The organism is Marivita sp., assembly GCF_020055675.1.
Lineage (GTDB): Bacteria > Pseudomonadota > Alphaproteobacteria > Rhodobacterales > Rhodobacteraceae > Marivita.
The window spans coordinates 1-19,498 of sequence record NZ_JAIPUS010000004.1 but is presented as its reverse complement, the minus strand read 5'-3'; the positions used below and the strand labels follow the sequence as shown (position 1 = coordinate 19,498).

Here is a 19,498-nt window from a genome sequence, read left to right as displayed (position 1 = left end):
GAATGAATATTTACTCTTACGCAAAGGTAACATCACAGGCCTCGAGCTCACTCTTCGAGACCCCGACAAGGGTCAGGAACACAGTATCTCCATCCATCAAACGAACATCACCGTCATGATTCACAAAATCGTTCAGGGCATCTACTTCATCTGACCATTGGAACAGATCGGAAACGATGTCCGATGCGAAAACCAGGGTGTCCTCGCTTGGCTGGAAATCCAGCACCACCGATCCCGCCGAAGTTGACCCAAGAACGAAACTGTCTTTTCCGGCGCCGCCCAGCAGCCAGTCTGCGCCACCGCTGCCGTCGATGACATCCTTGGCGGATCCACCAAGGATGATTTCGCTCTCCATGGTGCCGCCGGTTCCTTGATCGACATAGTCGACGAGCAATTCGTTCACGCCGCCGTCCAGCACAAGATCAAGCCCGCTGCCGGTCCAATTGGTTGCGCCGTCAGCCCCGCGTATGATGACCGCATCATTGTCCCACTCCGGACCAAGGTTGAGCGACGCAACACCGCCTCCGTCGATCACCGCCTGCAAGGCGCGGCCATCACCGGTCACTGACACCAGGTCCGCGCGGTCTGGCAACGCGGTCAGGCGCGTGACGTCTTCTGCCACAGCACCCAGCGTCACCTCGAATTGACCACCATTCTGCGGCAGGAAAACTTGGCTGTCGTCCCACGCATACCAGCCCGAGACCGACGCGATCTGTTCGCCTACGTCCAGTGCGAAACGCCCCGCCGCATCGCCTGAAACAACGTCCGCTGCAAGAACGTCACCGGTTCGGCTCAGGGTCAATTCGCTGTCCTCAAAGGTCGCGATGCGGTCTGCCAAATCCTGCCCGGTTACAAATTCCGTCCCGGCCTCGTATGCACTCGCGAGGAAGTTATCGAACATTTCGAACGTGTAGCTCGATGGTTCTCCGTCGAACCGCCACTCCGTTGGTCCATAGTCATGCCAAGGGAAGGCAATGATCGGTGTCGCTCCATTGGTGGTGATATCGGCGAATTCCTCGGCCCAGATCGCAGCCGCTTCTTCTGGTGTCTTGTCCTGGAACTGGATCAACGAAAAATCGAAAGACATGTTCGGAGCAAGGTAAACCGAATCCTGAAGGTCTGGCGTCAGGTAACCAAAGGCACCGGGATATCCCGCACCCTCGCCGGAATATCCGCCGGACATGTAGTCAAAGAAACGGATTATTTCGTGCGACGTATCGAGCGTTTCGGGCGCCCCGGGCACCGCTGCACCCGTCACCTCGATGCCAAGCTTCTGTTCGATCTCGAAAGCCGACGTTTCGAACTGGAAGCGATACGAGTTGAGCAGGATGTCTTGCTCGGCCGCCGTCAAATCCCAAGGGTCGATGGAGTCCGGATTGCGTGGATCAACAAGCTCCAGAAGTGCCAGAAGCTCAGGACTATCGCCGTCCAACAGGTTGGTGTCGTCAGGATGCGTATAGCTATGGGTTCCGATCTCGTTCCCCATCGCCAGAAGGTCTTGATAGAGCGGACCCGAGATTGCCCAATCGGTCTGCTGATCCGGCGGGTTGGCACCCACATTGATATAGTAGGAGCCCACGAAATTGTATTTTTCGAGCCAATCCGCCAGAATCGCGTTCAGGCTGTCATAGATGCCGGGATCCTGTATCGCGACATCAAAGAACTCTTGGCTCAAATCCATGTCGTTACGCGAATAGAAAAGTGATGGATTGCGCGACATCTGAAGCGCAACATCTGCGGTCCCGGGATCATCCTTCGCGATCCAGTCGATCGCTTCGTGCAGGATGTTCGAATTGCCGATCACCGCGTCCGTGGCAAAGTGTACATTGCGGTTTCCGGCGACCTCTGTCGCAATGACAGCCTCGTGAGATGTTTCGACACCATCGAGCGTTGTGATCTGATCAAAGAGCACCGAACCTGTTCCGGTTACGTCCCGGAAGTTCACGTAAGACGTAAGCGTGTCATATGAATCGACCAAGCCACCCGCATCATATTCGTCCAGAATGGGATTGCCGCCGTCACGGGCAAACACCTCAACGCCTTCTGTTTGGCCAAACCCGTCAAGCGTCACACCCAGCAACGATTGCATTTGCGCGTAGGAATTGCCCGGCAACGCAGCGCCTGTTTCGTCATTGGTCATGAAATTGCCTGCGGCGACGATGCCGGTGCCCGACTGAACCGCAATATCCAGCGCCGTCTTGATCTCGGACAGCTGGCTTGTCTGAACATTGGCGAAACCAGGGAAAACAAGGGCATCGTATTCGGCCAACCGCGCAGCGTCTGTCAGGTCTGCTTCGCCCAGCAAATCAAAGGGAATGCCTGCCTGCATGGCTTGATTCTGTGCCGACATGACAAGCTGGCCATAATTCGTCAGATTGAAGTAATTTTCAGCCGACGTTTCAGAGTAGACGATGCCAACCTTCAGGTCTGGTGACCCCGGGGGCAGATCTGGTGTCCCCGCTATCAAGTTGCCACTGGCATAGTCACCGGGCAGAAAAACCGAGTCGTTGATATCCGCAAATATTCTGACCTGAGCTCCGAACTCGGCCAGGGATTCGTTCACGGCGATTTCTGCTGTCTGCCCATCATCCGAATAGCGAATATCAACATCGCCGACGAACGTCTCTCCTGCCCCACCTGTGTACAGTGCGGCGGTCCCATCGGCCGAAATCTCGATGTTATAGTCGGCACCCGCGGTTGAGCCGAAAACCTGGTAGCCGGTATCAAGGTCTAGATCCGTATCCAGCCAGATCGTCGTGGAGCCGCCAATCGGCACGTTTGCGGACAGGCCGATCACCAGCCCCTCCTCCACGACGTCACCGTTTATAAAAGCGATCCCATCGGTATAAAGCAGGGTTTCGGCGGCATATTCCGTCAACTCTCCGTCAATTGTATAGGGGCCGAAATCGACGGGGTCCTGCGGAGACGGAGAGGCCCCATCATTTCCAACGATGAGGTCAACATTGGAGTAATCGCCGGGCAGAAAGACCTCGTTGTTGATGTCGGCATAGACCCGAACGGCATCGGTAATCCCGGCCGCCGCCAAAGGAACCGCAACTTCCGCCACCGTGGCATCGTCGTTGTAGCGAATTTCGAGAGCTGCAACGAACACATCCCCGGCCGCGCCGGTGTAAAGCGCAGCTGTGCCATCGGCGGCGATCTCGATATTGTAGTCCGCGCCCCCCGCGAACCCCCAGATCTGATGTCCCGTCGACCGATCCAGGTCCGTGTCCAGCCAGATCGTCGTGGCTGCCCCGATCGGGACTGGCGAAGTCAGCGCGAACACCGCGCTGTCTTCGCTGATCTGACCTTGGATGGACGATCCATCCTCGGCGATAAAGAGCGGCGCCGTACCCTCCCAATCCGTCAGGTCGCCATCAAGCGTGAGCGCTCCAACGGCAACTGGGTCAGCAAAGGTCTGACCATCATTTCCAACGATGAGGTCAACATTGGAGTAATCGCCGGGCAGAAAGACCTCGTTGTTGATGTCGGCATAGACCCGAACGGCATCGGTGATCCCGGCCGCCGCCAAAGGAACCGCAACTTCCGCCACCGTGGCATCGTCGTTGTAGCGAATTTCGAGATCTGCAATGAACACATCCCCGGCCGCGCCGGTGTAAAGCGCAGCCGTGCCATCGGCGGCGATCTCGATATTGTAGTCCGCGCCCCCCGCGAACCCCCAGATCTGATGTCCCGTCGACCGATCCAGATCCGTGTCCAGCCAGATCGTCGTATTCTCGCCGATTGGTGCTGCCCCACTAATCGCAAAAACCAATCCATCCGAACTTATCGCGCCGTAGAGCGCGTATTTTCTTGGTCCGCTATCCACATACAGCAGGTCGTCGTCTGTCCAGTCAGCAAGCGTTCCGTCAATGGTTTGCGATCCAATTTGAACAGGCATGTCAGCACTCCGCTGCAAAGGCGATAAAGAAAAGTCGTTACGGCTTGGTGCAACAGACTGTTACTTTATCGGCGACACTGAACCGGCAGCGCAATTCAACAGAGGGCGCAATCTGGGCGGAAAATCTTCCTCCTAAAGGTGCAGACCGCCCTCGAGAACCCGATCTTCAAGCCGCTGACTCCAACTTTCGGGGGGGTGAGGTTGCCGACTCACCATTGCTCCGGATCGGCTGGCGCTCTGGGTTTCCATGCATCTGCCCGGCGTGAAGGACAACACCGTGGCACTTGTCCGTGTCGGCTTATGCGGCGATGCCGGCATCGCAGGTTGCGCGTGAAGCTGGCTTTTGCGGCCAGATCAACCGCTTTCAAGCGCGGCTTTGATGATGGTGTCCGCATCGAAAGGCATCTGCCGCAAGCGCAGTCCGGTGGCTTCGTGCAGGGCGTTTGCGATGGCAGCCACCGTGGGACCGGGGCTAGCCTCTCCGGCTCCGACAGAGGGGGCGTCGGGTGGCTCCAGAAGGTGAATGTCGACTTGGGGGACATTGTCGAAGCGGAGCACCGGATAGCTGTCCCAATCAAGGCACTCGCGCCCTTCGGGGCCCCAGGTGACTGCCTCGAACAGCGCCCAGCTTGCGCCTTGCATCACCCCGCCTTCGAGCTGGGCACGCAGGCCCTCGGGATCGACCACACGACCGGCATCGGCGACCAGGGTGATCTGTTCCAGATTTGAGGCACCACGATCATCGACACTCAGATCAACGGCGACGGCGACGCGCGTCATGACGTTCTTGTATTGCGCATAGGCGATGCCGCGACTTGCGTTTTCGGGCAACGGCGGCAGCGCAGCCTCGAGCCGGTCAAGCACGGCCAGAGCGCGCGGATCGTCCAGGTGCTGGCGGCGGTAATCGAGCGGCGCGATACCCGCGGCGCTGGCCAGATCGTCCATCGTGGATTCGATGGCCAGCACATTGGCAACCGCACCAAGACAGCGCAACGCCGAGGGGCGCAGCGGCAGATCAGGCACCAGCGCCTTGACCAGCGCGGTCTCCGGCAGGCGGTAGACCGGATCCAGGTTGCGATGCAGGCCCGCGTGACGGTTCATGTTCGGCTCGGGCACAAAGCGCGGCACATCCGTCTCGCGCATCGTGTTCGAGGCCAGCCGCGCGGCACCGGCGCGGTTCGGGCCGGGGCGCGGCCGCCCGCGATGGGTGTCGCCGCGCGCCTCCATCCACCAGCGTTCGATTGTCCCGTCACCCCCGGTATCGGCGGCGACGCGCACCTGCATGGCGGTGCCCACGGGTTCGCGCGCATGTTCGTCAGCGCGGCTGTATTTCAGCAAAATCGGCGTGTCCGGTAACGCGCGCGCCACCAAAGCGGCGTCGAAGGCGGCATCGTCGGCACCATTATGGCCATAGCAACCCGATCCGGGGACATGTTCGAGCGTGACATCCTCCAGCGCCATGCCAAGGCTGTCTGCGATGCTGTCGCGCAGGAAATAGATGCCCTGCGAATGAGTCAGAATTTCGAGCCTGCCGCTCCGGAACGTCGCCATCGCCGCCGATGGGGCAAGGGCTGCGTGAAGCGTGTAGGGGCGTTTGTATGTCGCCTCGTAGCCGGGCGCGTCGGGACAGGATGGCACGGCGGCATCCGGATCTGGCTTGCCCCTACTGATCGCGAAACGCTGCGCGTCGTGGCTGTGCATCATCTCGAACACGTCCCCGGTCTCTAGCCCCGTGCCGATGTCCCACTCGCAAGCGCGCTGCAAGGTCTCGGCAGCGCGGATGACCTTCCATTCGCGCGCGCCGGCGACGGCGACGAAACTGCCGTCACGCACGACGGTCAGCCCCGCGTCGGTCAGCCGCGCCTCCGTAGTCGGATCGAGCGCGATGAGCTTTGCCCTAAGCAGCGGCGCACGGACGATGCGGGCGTGCAGCATTCCTGGGCGGTCGAGGTCGTGCACATATGTAAAGCGCCCTTCCACCATTTCGCGCAGGCCGCGCGGCGGGCAATCGGGAATAGAGGCCTGGCGGGTGGGCGCCTCCGGGTCGACAGCCAGATCAGCCGGCAACTCTGCCAGCAGATCCAGCAGGTCCAACGTCCGGTTGCTGCCGCGATGACTGATCAGGCCGTCGGCAAGCTCCAGATCGTCACCTTCGACATCCATTTGCCGCGCCGCAAGCGTCAGTGCGGCATCGCGGGCGGTGGCGCAGGCACGGCGTTGGGCATAGCCCGTCTGCTCGATGGAATTGCTGCCCGATGTGATGCCTTCATCCGGGCTGTCACCAGTGCGCACCGGGGCGACGTCGATCCGGTCTGGCGATAGCGACAGTTCCTGCGCCGCGATGCGGACAATGGCGGTCGAGATGCGTTGCCCCAGATCGACCTTGCCGGTGCGCAGCACCAGCCGCCCGTCGCGCACCCGCAGCCAGTCGCGCACCAGAGAAGTACCTCTCAGGCTCATGTCCCCTCCTGTCCAAGCACCGCCTCCGCCGCAGCGAGGATCCGGGGATGGGTGCCGCAGCGGCAGAGATGCGGGGCCAGCGCGGTCTTCAGCGCGTCGCGGTCGCGCGGCGCGTCGGGAGTTTGCGCCAGCGCCGTCACCGCGACCACCAGACCAGCGGTGCAATAGCCGCATTGCGCCGCGCCCGCCGCGACAAACGCATCCTGCACCCGGCGACCGGTTGGATCGTCCGACAGCGCCTCGACAGTGACAATCTTGCGCCCTTCGAACAAGGCAGCCGGCGAGGCGCAGCTTTGCGTCGCGGCACCATCCACCAACACCGTACACGCGCCGCATTGTTCCAACCCGCAACCGATCTTGGTGCCTTTCAGCCCCAGCAAGTCCCGCAGCACGTAGGCCAGCGGCATGTCGCCATCGGCCTCCAGCTCGTGCGTCTTGCCGTTGACCGTCAGTGTCAGCCCAGACCGATCCATCACGCAGGCGCAACCTTTTCCCAGGTCACGTCGAGCGTGACATCGGCAGAGGAAAAGAGGTTCATCACCGGGCAACGGTATTCGACGTTGCGGCGCAAGCGCGCAAGGCGTTCGTCGGATTCCTCGGTGTGGATGCGGATACGCATCTTGACCCAGTTGAAATAGGGCCGCACCCCCTGAACGCCGCGACTGCCGCGTTGATCGACCTCGCCATCCGCCTCGATATCGACGGCAGAATAGTCTAACTTCATTGCCTCGGCGCAACGGTTGATGATGACCCCTTCGCAGCCGCAGAGCGACGACAGCGTCATCTCCAGCGGCGTCGGGCCGGTGTCGCTTTCTTTCTCGTCGGTAATGACGATGTGATCGCGCACCATCATGACGCTGCGGGTCGAGGCTTCATTGCGCATCGACACGCGGCGGATGCCAAGCGCCTTGGTCTTGGGATCGACGCTGGGCGGCAACAGGTCTTGCGACTGGTCGGTCATCCGGTCAACTCCAGAATGTCCAGTCCGTTCACGCGGTCGAGCATGTAGATGCGGCCCTTCTCGTCCACATCGACATCGTTGGATTGCGGCGCGCCGCCGGGGCCGCGCTCGGGCATGAACCAGGCTACCTCTTGCGGGTTGAGCGGATCGGCAAGATCGAGCACGCGCAGGCCGCCGGCGAACCAGGTGCAATAGACCAGCGTGCCGTCCAGCTTTTCGCGATATTGGTGCGCGCCGAACCGTGCACCCTCTTCGCCGACATAGGGACAGGCGCGTTCGGTCAGGTCCCAGGCCGCGACCGCTTCGATGTTGTCCAGGTCGGTCACATCCATCACCCACAGAAACCCGTGCAGGCGGCCGGGCCGGTGGTCATGTTCCTCGTCGATGGCGACGGCATAGCGGCGGCCATTGATGCGTTGCTCAAGCGGCATGACCGTATGCGTCGGTTCGGGGATCGCCTTGGGCCAGACATAGCTGCCGATCTGGCGCGGATTGGTGATGTCGCTGGCATCCAGAACGCGCATTCCGGCGTGCCATGTGGCGGCCCAGAATTCGTCGCCGCATCGCATTGCATGGTGCAGCCGGTGGCTGTATCCCGCGCCGGTGGGTGTTTCACCGTTTGCGACGTGCTGGCCGGGCATGTGCCAGCGCGACACCTCGGTCGGGTTGGTCGGATCAGCGAGATCATAGATCACGAGGATATTGCCGACATAACCCTCCATCTCGGTCGAGATATAGGCGTAGTTTTCGTCCATGTCGAAGCGGTGCACGCCGAAGCCATGCGTCTTGACGTAGGACAGCAGGCGCGGCGCGGTCTTGTCGGAGATGTCCCAGACGCGAAATCCGCCGCCATCGTAACCGCGTTCGCGCGCAGCATCCAAGGTCGGAATGTCGTCTGGCTTGACGCCGAGCCTGTCCGCGATGGCCGCATCGTCCAGCCCTTCCTTGCGCAGGTCCGGGATCTTGTCGCCCTTGCGCAGGAAATGGCGCTGGTCCTGTTCGACATTGGTGACCATCAGATCACCCGCCACGCGGACCTTGTGAGTGTGTGACCATTCGGGCGGCTCTACATGGCCAACGACGGTTGGATTGGCCGGGTCCGAGACGTCGAGGATCGACGTGCCATGCGGCGCTTTCATGTGGCCGATATAGGCGTATTCGCCCTGGACCACCACTTGCCCGCCCCCGGCAATGTCGAGCCGGGCCAGATGTTTGATGCCCTTGGACAGCGGGATGTCATAGTTGACCTTCATTGGATCACCATTGCTTTCTTCTTGCGGTTGCGGTCGAACACCAGCGGCAGCACCAAAGACACGATCAGCGCCACCCAGAGGATGTTGCCCAGCGTCGAGGAAAACAGTACCGAGATATCGCCTTCGGATTTCTTGAGCGCCCGCAGGAAATAGGTTTCCAGCAGCGGGCCGAGGATGACCCCGATCAGGATCGCCGCGACATGGTACCCGGTCCGGCGCGCGATATAGCCGATGACGCCGAACGCCAGCGCGAGGTAGATGTCGAACATGTATTCGCGCGGCACAAACGCCCCCACCAGGGTGAAGGAGATGATCATCGGCGCGAGGTAGATCGTCGGCACCGTGGTCACACGGCTCATGTAGCGCGACAGCGGCAGGATCGTCAGGATCATGATGAAATAGGCCACCGCCATCGCCATGAACATGCCGTAGCCCACTTTGGGTTCCTGCTGGAACAGCGACGGGCCAAAGCTGACGCCGTGGAACTGCATCACCACCAGCATGATCGCCGCCGTGGCGCCACCCGGAATGCCCAGCACCAGAAGCGGCACCAAGGTGCCCGAGGTGACGCCGTTATTGGCGGCTTCCGGGGCGATCAGCCCTTCGATGTGGCCAGTGCCGTATTTCTCGGGTGTCTTGGAAAAGGTGCGCGATTGTTGGTAAGCGACAAAGCTGGCGATCGAGGCGCCAGCCCCCGGGATGACCCCGATGACCAGACCGATCAGAGACGTCCAGACGATGTGCGCCCAGCGTTTGAACGTTTCGCGGACGCCTTCGAAGGTCGCGGACCAAGTCGGATTTTCCATTGCCGCCTGGCCTTCTTCGGTCAGGATTACGCGCTTTTCGATGATGATGAACGCCTCCGACACGGCAAAAAGCCCGACAAGCGCAGGGATAAGGGGAACACCGTCGTAAAGCTCGAGAAACCCCATCGTGCCGCGAGGCGTGGCATAGACCACATCCGCCCCGATGGCCCCCAGCATCAGGCCGAAGAACCCGGCAATCAGGCCCTTCACCATGTCCTGCGCCGCGATCGATGCGATCAGAGAGATGCCGAACAGCATGATCACGATCATCTCGACCGAGTGCATGTAAAAGCCAACCCGCGCCAGAAGCGGCATTGCCGCCAGCGCGATGAGCGTCGTCAGCAGACCTCCGAGGGAAGACGCGACGAAAGAGATTGCCAGCGCCTGCTGACCGCGCCCCTGTTTGGTCATGGGATAGCCGTCAAGCGGCGTCGCCGCGGCCCCTGCCGTGCCGGGAATATTGACAAGGATGGCCGGTATCCCCGCTCCCATCCGCGCCGCGCAATAGAGAGAGACCATGAAGATCAGACCGGTCTGCAATTCCATCGCCAGCGTCAGCGGCATCAGAATGATGATGGTGTTGGCCGCCGAAAAGCCGGGAATGCCGCCGACAATGAGGCCAAGGAAGATAGTGGGCACGATGACCCACCAGAAGCCGATGGTCTCCAGAAAGACCTCGATCAGGATCGTGGACGTGTCACCCATTGGACAGCACCATGCGCATCGTGTTTTCGAACCAGCCGCGCGGGAAGCGCGTCTCGAAGGCCCAGATGAACACCGCCCAGCCTCCCAGCGACATCAGCGTCGCAGTGAGCGTGATCAGGCCGAGCCGTTTGAACTTTCCCAGAATCGCCATGCTGAGCCAGAGAAACAGGAAGGTGGTGAGCGTGAACCCCAGGTCTCCGATCAACACGCAGAACCCGACGGTGGTGATCAGCAGCCCGATCCGTCCGCTGCGGATGTCCTCATAGCTGAACAAGTTGCCGAAAGTCAGCCGCCCCTCACCTCGCTGCAGGTACCCTACCATCTTGATGAAGAACAGCGCACAGACGAACAGGAGAATGCCGCCGATTGCAAAGGCGCTGACCTGTGCCGTCCAGGGCGAATTCCAGATCGTCGTGAAGTAATAAAGCGTGAAGATCACCGCCATCACGGGGATGACAAGCTCTCCTCCGAGGTGACGGGGCGGTTCTTTCGGATCAAGGGACATCGGAATTCCTATGGCGTCAGACGGTCAGGATGCGGCGACCGGCCCTCGGTTCGCGAAGGCCGGCTAGAGGGTCAGCGTGTCACGCGCCGGTCAGCAGCGGCTTGTAGCGTGCGCCAAGTTCCAGCATGTCCTTGACGAACTGCGCGCATTCATCGACGCCCCCCTTGTTGAGGTATTCCGGCGTGCCACCGGAGGCGACATAGGCCTCCATCAAACCGGGGTCCTCGAAGGTCTGATCGAAGGTGCTTTGCAGGATGTCGAGCCGGTCGGGAAACTCCTCGGCGGCGGCCCGGTGGATACCGAAGGCCCGCGCCGAGAGCATCTCGGGCAGGTTCATGCCATAGGCGTCATTGATGCTCACGGCGTTATCCAGCGCCTCGCCGACACGGTTTTCGCCAAAGATCAGAACGGTCTTGACGCTGTCTCCGGCAGCGATCACCGATCCCGATGTCAGGACCGAGAAATCGACTTCTCCGGTCACTGCGCCCGCGACGGTGTTCTTGCCGCCGGACAGCGGGATCAAGTTGAATTTCGCGCCGGTTTCCTCGCCCAGGGCCAGGATGCCGATCGAGGCGGGATGCGCCATGCGGCTGGTGCCGACGGTGAGGGTGCGTTTCTTGCCCTCCTCGACGATCTGTTCAATGCTCTGCAGCGGGCTTTCGGCACCCACGAACACACAGCACGGATCGGTGTCGACACGACCGAAATAGAAGTAATCGTTGATGTCGAACTTTGGTTCCTGCACAGCCCAGTTCAGAACCTCTGGGCCCATGTTTCCGAAGATCAGGCTATAGGCGTTGGGTTCGGCCTTGCCCATGTAGATCTCGTAACCGACACGGCCCGACGCGCCGGGATAGAAGCCGGGTTCGAAATCCGTGCCAAGCTTTTCCTTCCAGATGCTCGAGAACGCGCGGAAGTTGCGGTCTGCGCCGCCGCCTTCGCGGGTTGGGATATAGACTTCTATATTTCCATCCGGATAGCTTTGCGCCCGCAAGAGCGATGGCGTGGCAAGCGTCAGCGCCGAAGCGGCGGCACCGGTGCCGAGCAGGGTGCGGCGGGTTATGCTAGTGGTCGTTTTCATGGTTTTCCTCCCAAAAATTTCGGATCAATGCATCGGTTTTGATCTTCGCTCCGCAATGACCCCGATGCGCGGCCTTGCGGTTTGGGTGTGTGGCGTCAGGATGTGGTGAAACTTGTCACGCCTCCCCAGATCAAGCGCAGCGCTAGCAGCGTCAGCACGGCATTCAGCGCGAACAGGAAATTTTTCTCGTTGATGCGGGTCAGCGCCTGCCGACCGACAAGCGTGCCCAGAAACCCGGCGGCGATCAGCAGCGCCACAAAGCCGAGCCATTGCGAAAAGACGAAACCGAGCAGGCCGAAAACCAGTGTTTTCAGCAGGTGTTGAATGGTCATCAACGCAGCGTGAGTGGCGACATGGGTCAGCCGGTCAAGCCCCTGACCCTTGACGAAGGTCGCCACAAACGGCCCGGTGCCGCCAAAGAACATGGTCAGAAAACTTGAGATCACGCCGGTGATCAGGCTGGAATTGCGCAAGAAGGCCGGTGGGCGAAAGAACACCGACCAGAGGATGAAGCAGCCGACCCCGATCTGGATCGCACCGGCGGGCAGTTGCACCACCATGCTGCCGCCGACCGTGACGCCAATCAGCGCGCCCAGCACGAAGGCCGGCACCACCGCGCGGTGGACATGAGGCAGCATGATCGACAATCGCCCCACATTCGAACCCAGCTGCACCAGCCCGTGCACCGGGATGATCGCGGCGGCGGGCAGCAGAACCGCCAGCACCGCAAGCATCACCGCCCCGCCCCCGATGCCCAGGGCCACGGTCATGAAAGACGCCATGAAGCTGAGCGCGGCAAGCGAGCCGGCGACCGGCCAACCCAGGCCGGCATGGATCATGTCGGCAGTCATCTGACCTGCTCCGGGAACAGTTCCTCGGGCGAAACGCGGCGCGCGGCGAGGTATTGCTCGGAGGAATAACGACAGATGGTTTCAAGTTCCTTGAGGTTGGCGGCATAGCCGTAGGGCCATGGGTCCGGCCCCAGCGCGGCGCGGGTCGTTTCCATGGTTTCGTTCAGCCAAGGCAGCGACAGGCGGTTGGCCGAGCCGAGCCAGACATCCTCAAGCCGCGCCAGCGCCATGTCGCGGGCGGTGGTGAAGCCCTGCATCAGGGCCTCCGGCAACCACGGATGTTCCGCCACCAGCGTCTTGCGCACGGCGATCAGGTGCATGATCGGAAAATACCCGGTGCGCGCGTGATACGCCCGCTCTGCCGCGCCGAAATCGGGGATGATGCGGCGCAGGCGGGGATCTCCGTCCAGAAATGCCTGCGGCGGTTTCGGGGCCAGCAACGCGTCGATCTCTCCGGCCAGAAGCAGGTCCTGCAAGGTCTCGCCATCCGCGATCGGAGCAACCACCATGCCGTCGGGCAGTTCGAGGCTCAGTCGTTCATGCCGCACGCCGGCATCCAGCGCGCCAGTTCGCCAGGTGATACCGGCCGGATCCACGCCATGCTCATCCGCCAGCAGCCCCCGCATCCAGAGCGCGGCGGTCATCTGGTATTCGGGCACGCCAACGCGCTTGCCCCTCAGATCGGACAGCGTTTCGATCTCGGACCCGGTGCGGGCGTAAAACCCGCTATGGCGGAATGCCCGGCTGACGAAGGCCGGGATCGCCGTATATGCGCATTCGCCACGCGACACCTGCAAAACATAGCTTGAGACCGACAGTTCCGTGATGTCGAACCGCACCTCCTGCACCGCGATGGGAAAGAGCTTGCCAGTGGGCAGGATGTGGCTTTCGAAGGTGACACCTTCGACCGGCACCTGGCCGCCATGCAGCGGCATGACCCGGTCATGATCCCATGTGGCAAGCGTCAGTTTCATGCGCGCGCTCCGGCATAATATTCGATGCGTGTCTCTAGCCGCGCGATCACGTCGGCCAGCGTCAGCGCGAAGGCAAACAGGATCAGGATCAACGCCCAGAAATGCGCCATCAGAAAGTTCTGGGAATACAGGCTGAACAATGCGCCGACCCCGATGATCGACACCAGAAGCTGGCCGATGACCACACCCTTGACGCCGCGGATCACTCCGAGACGAACCCCCGCGAGGATCTCCGGCATCGCCGATAGCAGGATGATGCGAAACCGTTCCCAGCGCGACGCGCCAAAGGACCGCGACATCTCGATCAGCGATGGCGACACGTGCAAGACACCTGCCCGTGTATCCAGCGCGATGATCCAGACCGCGAACATGAAGACCGTCACGACCACCGTGGGCATGCCCATGCCAAAGAGGATCATGATGACTGGCACCAGCGCGGACAGCGGAGCGGACAGGAAGATGTTGACCCACATATTCAGCAGGTTGTCGGCGGCCTTGACCAGCCCCATCAGCATTCCGAGGCCGATTCCCAGCACCACGGCCAACGCCAGACCGCCCAGATATGCGGCGACGGTGATCCGCGCTGCTTCGGCAAAGCTGGAGGTCGTGACCACGTCGGGCAGCGCGAACAGCACTTCCGAGAGCGGCGGGAAAAGCAGCAAAAGCTCGAATTGTCCGACGATTTCCCACAGCGCCGCCCAAAAGAGCAACGCGGCAACGCGGGGAATTTTGAAACCATAGAGGTCCATGCGCCTACTCCACATAGGCCCGAAGGCCGCTCCAGATGTCGTCGATCAGGTCGAGATATTCGGGATTGCGTCGGATCAGATCGGGATCGCCGGAACGGTCGATCTCGGGGGTGACGATCTTGTTCAACCGGCCCGGGCGCGGCGACAGAAGCACGATGCGATCCGACAGGTAAACCGCTTCCTCGATGGAATGGGTGACGAGGATAAAGGTCTTCTTCTCGATCTCGCGCAGGCGGATCAGGTCTTCCTGAAACTTGCGTCGGGTCTGTTCGTCGACCGCGGAAAACGGCTCGTCCATCAGCAGCACATCGGCATCCACCGCCAGGGCGCGGGCCAGACCGACACGCTGGCGCATCCCGCCGGACAGCTCATGCGGATACTTGTCCTCGAACCCGGAAAGGCCGACCTCGTTCACGTAGTGGCGCGCGCGGTCTTCGCGCTCGGACTTGCCGACGCCCTGCAATTCCAGCCCGAACGCCGCGTTGCGCAGCACCGAGGCCCAGGGCATCAGCGCGAAATCCTGAAACACGAAGGCCCGCTCCGGACCGGGCCCGGCAACCGGACGGCCGTTGACCGCAACATCGCCCTTGGTTGGTTTCAGCAACCCCGCGATGATCTTGAGCAGCGTGGTCTTGCCACAGCCCGACGGACCCAGAAGCGACGTCATCTCGCCGCGGTTGAAATCAAGGTCGATGTTCTGAAGCGCGGTGATGTTACCGGCATAGACCTTGTGCACGCCGCGTACTTCGATCACCGCTTCGGGCGTTGTGGCGACGGGGCTGCGTTCTGTAGAGTGAAGAGTGCTTGGCATGTTCATCATGCGCCTCGCTTTTCCGGACGAAAGAGGGATGTTTCCACACGGTGCAGCAACGACACCGCAATTACCGCGAAGGCCACGATGGAAAAGATCGCCGCATACATGTGCGCGAACTTGGCCACCGAGCGGTTGAAAGTGATCAGGTCGCCGATGCCGGTGGGAGTGATCAGAAGCTCGGCCAACACGACGCCGGAAAAGCCTTCGGCGACGCCCAGCCGGATTCCCGCGAACATCATCGGGCTGGCGGCGGGCAGGATGATCTTGAAGACCTGCTGGCGGCGGCTGCCCATGAAGGACTGGCTCATATCGACCAGAGACGGGGGCACGTTGCGCACTGCCTTGTAGCTGTTGATTGCGATGACCGGCATGGCCAGCATACAGACCGCCAGCACCTTGGAGGTCAGGCCGATGCCATAGACAAAGGTGATCAGCGGAATGAGCGCCGCCATCGGGGCCGCCTGCATGGTGATGAAAACCGGCAGGGTGATCCATTCCACATCACGGCGCAGGCCCATCAGCACGCCGGCGCTGACACCGATGCCAAGCGATATCACCAACCCGATCACCAAAGGCTCCAGCGTGCGACCATAAGCCGAGAACATCGACCCGTTGGCCAGCATCTCCCATAGCGCTGCCATGGTCTCGAGAAACGTCGGGAAGGCCCAGTTGAAATTGGTCCGCCCGGCGATTTCCCAGATCGCGAAGAACAGCGCCAAAGACGCCATCCGCCAAATCAGAGGCGTGCCGCCCAGCATATCGAAGGCGCGGCTGGTCGGGCCGGGGATCACACCGGGATCGGTTTGTGTGTTCGCCATCGGGGTGTATCCTAGCGTTGGGGTCGGGTCAGGAGTGGCCCGCGCCCGTTGAAGGCGCGGGCTTGAAAGGGCGCGTTACTGCGCTGCCTTGGCCGCTTCGAGCGCGGTGAAATCCCAGAACTCCGTTGGATCAACCTCGTCAGGGTTCAGCGTCACCTGTCCTGCGGCGGCAAGAAATGCGATGTCGTCGCGCGCATCCTGCGGCTCTCCACCGTCGAGCGGATAGATGCCGTTCTCGGCTGCTTCGGCGAAATAGGGCACCGCTTCGGCCGCCACGTCTTCGGGCAGATCGGGCAGCAGGTCATACTGCGCGCGCAGCTCACCCACGATCGCCGGATCGTCGGCGATATCCTGCCAGGTGCGCAACAGTTCCTCGACGAAAATCTGAATATCGTCGGCGCGAGCCTCAAGCGTTTCGGCGCTGGCATACAGCGCCTCGTCGGTGGCGTTTACACCGTCGAGCGGCAGGCGCATGAACTTTGCCCCGCCCTTTTCCTGCAACAGGCGGAAATTGGTTGCATCCACGATCGACGCATTGATCGTGCCCTGCAACATCGCGCCGGCCCTTACTTCGGACCCCGGAACATAGGACAGGTTCGAATATTCGATGTCGTGCACCTGCTCCATCAGGCGCATCAGCGCTTCGGTCCCCGAGCCGCGCGAATGTACGGTGACTTCCTCTCCGTCCAAATCGGTCCAATCGGAATACACGTCGGAATTCACGACTGGAAAGAACAGTAGCGTCGACATGCGGTAGAACATGCGGATCGGGGCCTTGGAATTGGCCATGAAAGCATAAGGTGCGCCGACGCCAATTTCGACCTCGTCGGACAAGGCCGCCTGAACGGCCACGTCTTCGGAATTGAAAAAGGTCATCTCCATCGGGACGCCGCGTTCCTTGGTGCGCTCCATCGCGATCAGCAGGTTCAGGCTTTCGACGCTGGCGATATCGCCCAGGCCCACGCGCAGCGGGTCCGATTGCGCGAGCGCGCCGGTGGCCAGCATCGCCAGCGCGGCGGCGCCGGTGGTGGCTTTCAGGATCAATCTTCTGGATAGTGACATGTCGCTCCTCCCTGATGCATGTCGTTTCGTCTGTCGCCGGGCCGGTTTGTCTGGCTCTGGTCGCGGGCGATCTTGGTCTATTCCTCCTCGAAAAGTCGGGCGGACACCGAATCAAGATGTCGGCGCATCGCGGATTGAGCTCTCGCGCGGTCCCGCGCCTCGATGGCGGCGGCGATGGCTTCGTGTTCCGCAAAGCTTGAATGATCTTGCGACGGGCGTGGCGTTGCGCGGGTGACCGCACCAAAGGCCACCGCGCGGCGCACCTTGTTGAGCTGGTCGAACAGCCCCAGCAAAAGCAGGTTGTCTGCCGCCTCGGCGATCGAGCGGTGAAAGCTGTCGTCCTGAAGCTCGTATTCTTCCCAGCTTTGCGCGGCATGGCTGCGTTCCTGCGCTAGCCGCATCCGGGTGATTGCCTCGGCCGAGGCGTTGAGCGCCGCCTCGCTTGCGATGGCAGGCTCGATGCAAAGACGCGCGCGCACCATCCGGACCGGGGTCAACTGATGCGCCACATCGCTGGTCCAGTCCGCGATATCAAGCGTATCGCCCGTCTCGAATCGCGACACGAACGTACCCTTGCCGACATGCCGCCAGATCGTGCCCTCGCGTTCCAGCGCATCCAACCCGCGCCGCAACGCCCCGCGCGACACGCCCAGATCGACGATCAGCTTGCGTTCCGGTGGCAGCCGGTCACCCGGGGCATAGGCACCTTCGGTGATATAGCTGCGCAGACGTTCGACCGTGTCGAGTGCATTCGCAGACCGTTCTGCCGGGACCGTTTCCCAATATTGGTTATCCAATGTGTTCACAATCCCATGATTACCCCGATTAATCGGTAAATCAATGTATATTTTTGTATACAGTGCAGATTGGTATGGATTGATCTGAAAATTGTTTACCTTTAAAGATCGCACAGACAAAATCAAAAGGGAGTGTTCCATGTCCGATTTCGTGATCCCCGTGCCGCCCACTGTCGCGGTCCCCGTCGCCGGTGGCGGGGCGTTTCCCGTCCGCAGGGTCTATTGCATCGGGCGCAATTACGCCGCCCATGCGGTCGAGATGGGGCACGACCCGGATCGCGAACCGCCGTTCTTTTTTCAAAAGAACCCCGATGACCTGAATTCCAGCGGCGCGTTCCCCTATCCACGTCAAAGCAAAGACGTGCATCACGAGGCCGAAGTGGCGGTCTTCTTGAAATCCGGCGGCACTGATATCAGCCTCGAGGATGCGCTCGATCACGTTTACGGCTACGCGCTGTCTCTCGACATGACGCGCCGCGACCTTCAGGGCGTCGCCAAGAAGATGGGCCGCCCCTGGGAAATCGGCAAAGCCTTCCACGCCTCTGCCCCGGTTGGCCCGATCCATACCGTCGACAAGATCGGCCACCTAGACCACGGGCGCATCGCATTGACAGTCAATGGCGACCTCAAACAGGAAGGCGACCTGAACCAGATGATCTGGAAAGTGCCCGAGATGATCGCCTACCTGTCGGAATATTATGAACTCGCCCCCGGCGACGTGATCCTGTCCGGCACACCCTCGGGCGTCGGCCCGGTGCAAAAGGGCGACGAGATGGAAATCAGCGTCGAAGGCTTGGGGTCGATGACGGTCAAGGTGACCTGAACGTCTCTGCCGGGCGGACATCTCTGCCCGGCAGCCCTCCGATCAGAACGACCTTGTGCATGGGCCTGCATGCCGAAGGCCATCCTCCACCACAATTCTCGCCGCGCAAGCGTGCCCGGCGCACTTGAAACAGTTGCCCCGACCCAACCGGTCCTCGCACCGTGATGTTCGTTTCTGATCGCTTGTAAACCTTTACCACCCATCGATATTCAGCGCGACGCCGACGGCTCGGCCGGCAATCAGGACTTCCATGTATTTGCCAGCCTACAGGACTACACCGCCCCGCGCGCGGTCCGACTGACGTGGCCACACATGATAAGCGCACCCTTGATCGGGCGGACAGCAGCCTGACGCAGGAACGATAGTCACGATTGCGAATCGGCTCTGATCCTGTCCATGTGCCTGAGGACGAACTGCGACTGCACAGCAGATCAAGCCTAACGCATTTCGGCGGAAACGTGAATCATGGGATTCCCAAAAGGCTCTGTTTGTGAGCACCCTCAGGGCATCCACAACTTTTGCGCGTTTCTCCAAAGCTCTCCTCCACATTGCGCAGTTTGTCACCATCCGACCAATACAGGTGGAGATCACCTTTGGCAGTGGACATAACTTCGATTTAAGAGCAGGGGATGAAGTCAGACTTACTATCGGAGCGCAACCAAGATCAGACGGCCGCGTCCGACTTGCAGTTACCCACAAGTCTGATGCGGTGAATTGATTCACCCATCAGTCTTGGTCTTGTCCGAGAGGAATCGATCATGATTCGTCATGTGGCACCAAATGATTGAGGTGCGGACATGGGACAGAATTGGGTGGGAACGGAAACTGCCGGATGCGATCTGGGTGATGCCCGGCTGAACAGGCGGCTTGAGGCAATGCTCGAGGCCCTCGGGCAACGCCCGGGAAAATCGCTGCCCACAGCGTTTCAGGACTGGTCG

General features: G+C 61.1%; 17 protein-coding genes. 2 read left to right on the top strand and 15 right to left on the bottom strand.

Annotation, left to right across the window (positions count from 1 at the left end):
- Positions 1 to 16: 16 nt before the first annotated feature.
- From LCF59_RS04370 to LCF59_RS04300, 15 genes are all read right to left on the bottom strand, one after another.
- Positions 17 to 3,901 carry a hypothetical protein gene (locus LCF59_RS04370; RefSeq protein WP_292285972.1) on the bottom strand — a complete coding sequence of 1,295 codons (3,885 nt, stop codon included), beginning with the start codon at positions 3,899 to 3,901 and terminating at the stop codon, positions 17 to 19.
- 354 nt (positions 3,902 to 4,255) lie between these two features.
- On the bottom strand, positions 4,256 to 6,361 hold the full coding sequence (locus LCF59_RS04365; RefSeq protein ID WP_292285970.1) for a molybdopterin cofactor-binding domain-containing protein: 2,106 nt from the start codon (positions 6,359 to 6,361) through the stop codon (positions 4,256 to 4,258).
- Positions 6,358 to 6,834: a (2Fe-2S)-binding protein gene (locus LCF59_RS04360; protein WP_292286259.1), complete on the bottom strand. Its 477-nt coding sequence runs from the start codon at positions 6,832 to 6,834 to the stop codon at positions 6,358 to 6,360. Before LCF59_RS04360 ends, LCF59_RS04365 begins: the two co-directional genes overlap by 4 nt.
- Positions 6,834 to 7,322, bottom strand: coding sequence for an OsmC family protein (locus LCF59_RS04355; RefSeq protein WP_292285967.1), 489 nt, complete (start codon positions 7,320 to 7,322; stop codon positions 6,834 to 6,836). The genes LCF59_RS04360 and LCF59_RS04355 overlap by 1 nt, the downstream gene beginning before the upstream one ends.
- Positions 7,319 to 8,575, bottom strand: coding sequence for a hypothetical protein (locus LCF59_RS04350; protein WP_292285966.1), 1,257 nt, complete (start codon positions 8,573 to 8,575; stop codon positions 7,319 to 7,321). The genes LCF59_RS04355 and LCF59_RS04350 overlap by 4 nt, the downstream gene beginning before the upstream one ends.
- Positions 8,572 to 10,086 (bottom strand): tripartite tricarboxylate transporter permease, encoded by a 1,515-nt coding sequence (locus LCF59_RS04345; RefSeq protein WP_292285964.1) that lies wholly within the window; start codon positions 10,084 to 10,086, stop codon positions 8,572 to 8,574. The genes LCF59_RS04350 and LCF59_RS04345 overlap by 4 nt, the downstream gene beginning before the upstream one ends.
- The gene (locus tag LCF59_RS04340; protein ID WP_292285962.1) at positions 10,079 to 10,591 is read right to left on the bottom strand and encodes a hypothetical protein; all 513 of its coding nucleotides are present in this window, start codon (positions 10,589 to 10,591) and stop codon (positions 10,079 to 10,081) included. The genes LCF59_RS04345 and LCF59_RS04340 overlap by 8 nt, the downstream gene beginning before the upstream one ends.
- A 79-nt stretch (positions 10,592 to 10,670) precedes the next feature.
- Positions 10,671 to 11,672, bottom strand: a complete 1,002-nt coding sequence (locus LCF59_RS04335; RefSeq protein WP_292285960.1) for a tripartite tricarboxylate transporter substrate-binding protein — start codon at positions 11,670 to 11,672, stop codon at positions 10,671 to 10,673.
- Between the two features lie 95 nt (positions 11,673 to 11,767).
- Positions 11,768 to 12,523, bottom strand: a complete 756-nt coding sequence (locus LCF59_RS04330; protein WP_292285959.1) for a sulfite exporter TauE/SafE family protein — start codon at positions 12,521 to 12,523, stop codon at positions 11,768 to 11,770.
- Positions 12,520 to 13,497, bottom strand: a complete 978-nt coding sequence (locus tag LCF59_RS04325; RefSeq protein WP_292285957.1) for a 4,5-dihydroxyphthalate decarboxylase — start codon at positions 13,495 to 13,497, stop codon at positions 12,520 to 12,522. The genes LCF59_RS04330 and LCF59_RS04325 overlap by 4 nt, the downstream gene beginning before the upstream one ends.
- The gene (locus LCF59_RS04320) at positions 13,494 to 14,246 is read right to left on the bottom strand and encodes an ABC transporter permease (protein WP_292285955.1); all 753 of its coding nucleotides are present in this window, start codon (positions 14,244 to 14,246) and stop codon (positions 13,494 to 13,496) included. The genes LCF59_RS04325 and LCF59_RS04320 overlap by 4 nt, the downstream gene beginning before the upstream one ends.
- Positions 14,247 to 14,250: 4 nt before the next feature.
- Positions 14,251 to 15,057, bottom strand: a complete 807-nt coding sequence (locus LCF59_RS04315; protein WP_292285954.1) for an ABC transporter ATP-binding protein — start codon at positions 15,055 to 15,057, stop codon at positions 14,251 to 14,253.
- Positions 15,058 to 15,062: 5 nt separating this feature from the next.
- On the bottom strand, positions 15,063 to 15,878 hold the full coding sequence (locus LCF59_RS04310) for an ABC transporter permease (protein ID WP_292285952.1): 816 nt from the start codon (positions 15,876 to 15,878) through the stop codon (positions 15,063 to 15,065).
- Positions 15,879 to 15,953: 75 nt separating this feature from the next.
- A complete protein-coding gene (locus LCF59_RS04305; protein ID WP_292285950.1) occupies positions 15,954 to 16,940 on the bottom strand; it encodes an ABC transporter substrate-binding protein in 987 nt (328 codons plus the stop codon).
- Between the two features lie 77 nt (positions 16,941 to 17,017).
- Positions 17,018 to 17,737: a FadR/GntR family transcriptional regulator gene (locus LCF59_RS04300; protein ID WP_292285948.1), complete on the bottom strand. Its 720-nt coding sequence runs from the start codon at positions 17,735 to 17,737 to the stop codon at positions 17,018 to 17,020.
- Between the two features lie 139 nt (positions 17,738 to 17,876).
- On the opposite strand from LCF59_RS04300, the gene LCF59_RS04295 reads away from it, so the two are divergent.
- Complete coding sequence (locus tag LCF59_RS04295) at positions 17,877 to 18,560, top strand: fumarylacetoacetate hydrolase family protein (RefSeq protein ID WP_292285946.1); 684 nt, start codon at positions 17,877 to 17,879, stop codon at positions 18,558 to 18,560.
- Between the two features lie 797 nt (positions 18,561 to 19,357).
- Positions 19,358 to 19,498: transposase DNA-binding-containing protein (locus tag LCF59_RS04290; RefSeq protein WP_292286257.1), on the top strand; the 141-nt coding region annotated here is incomplete at its 3' end.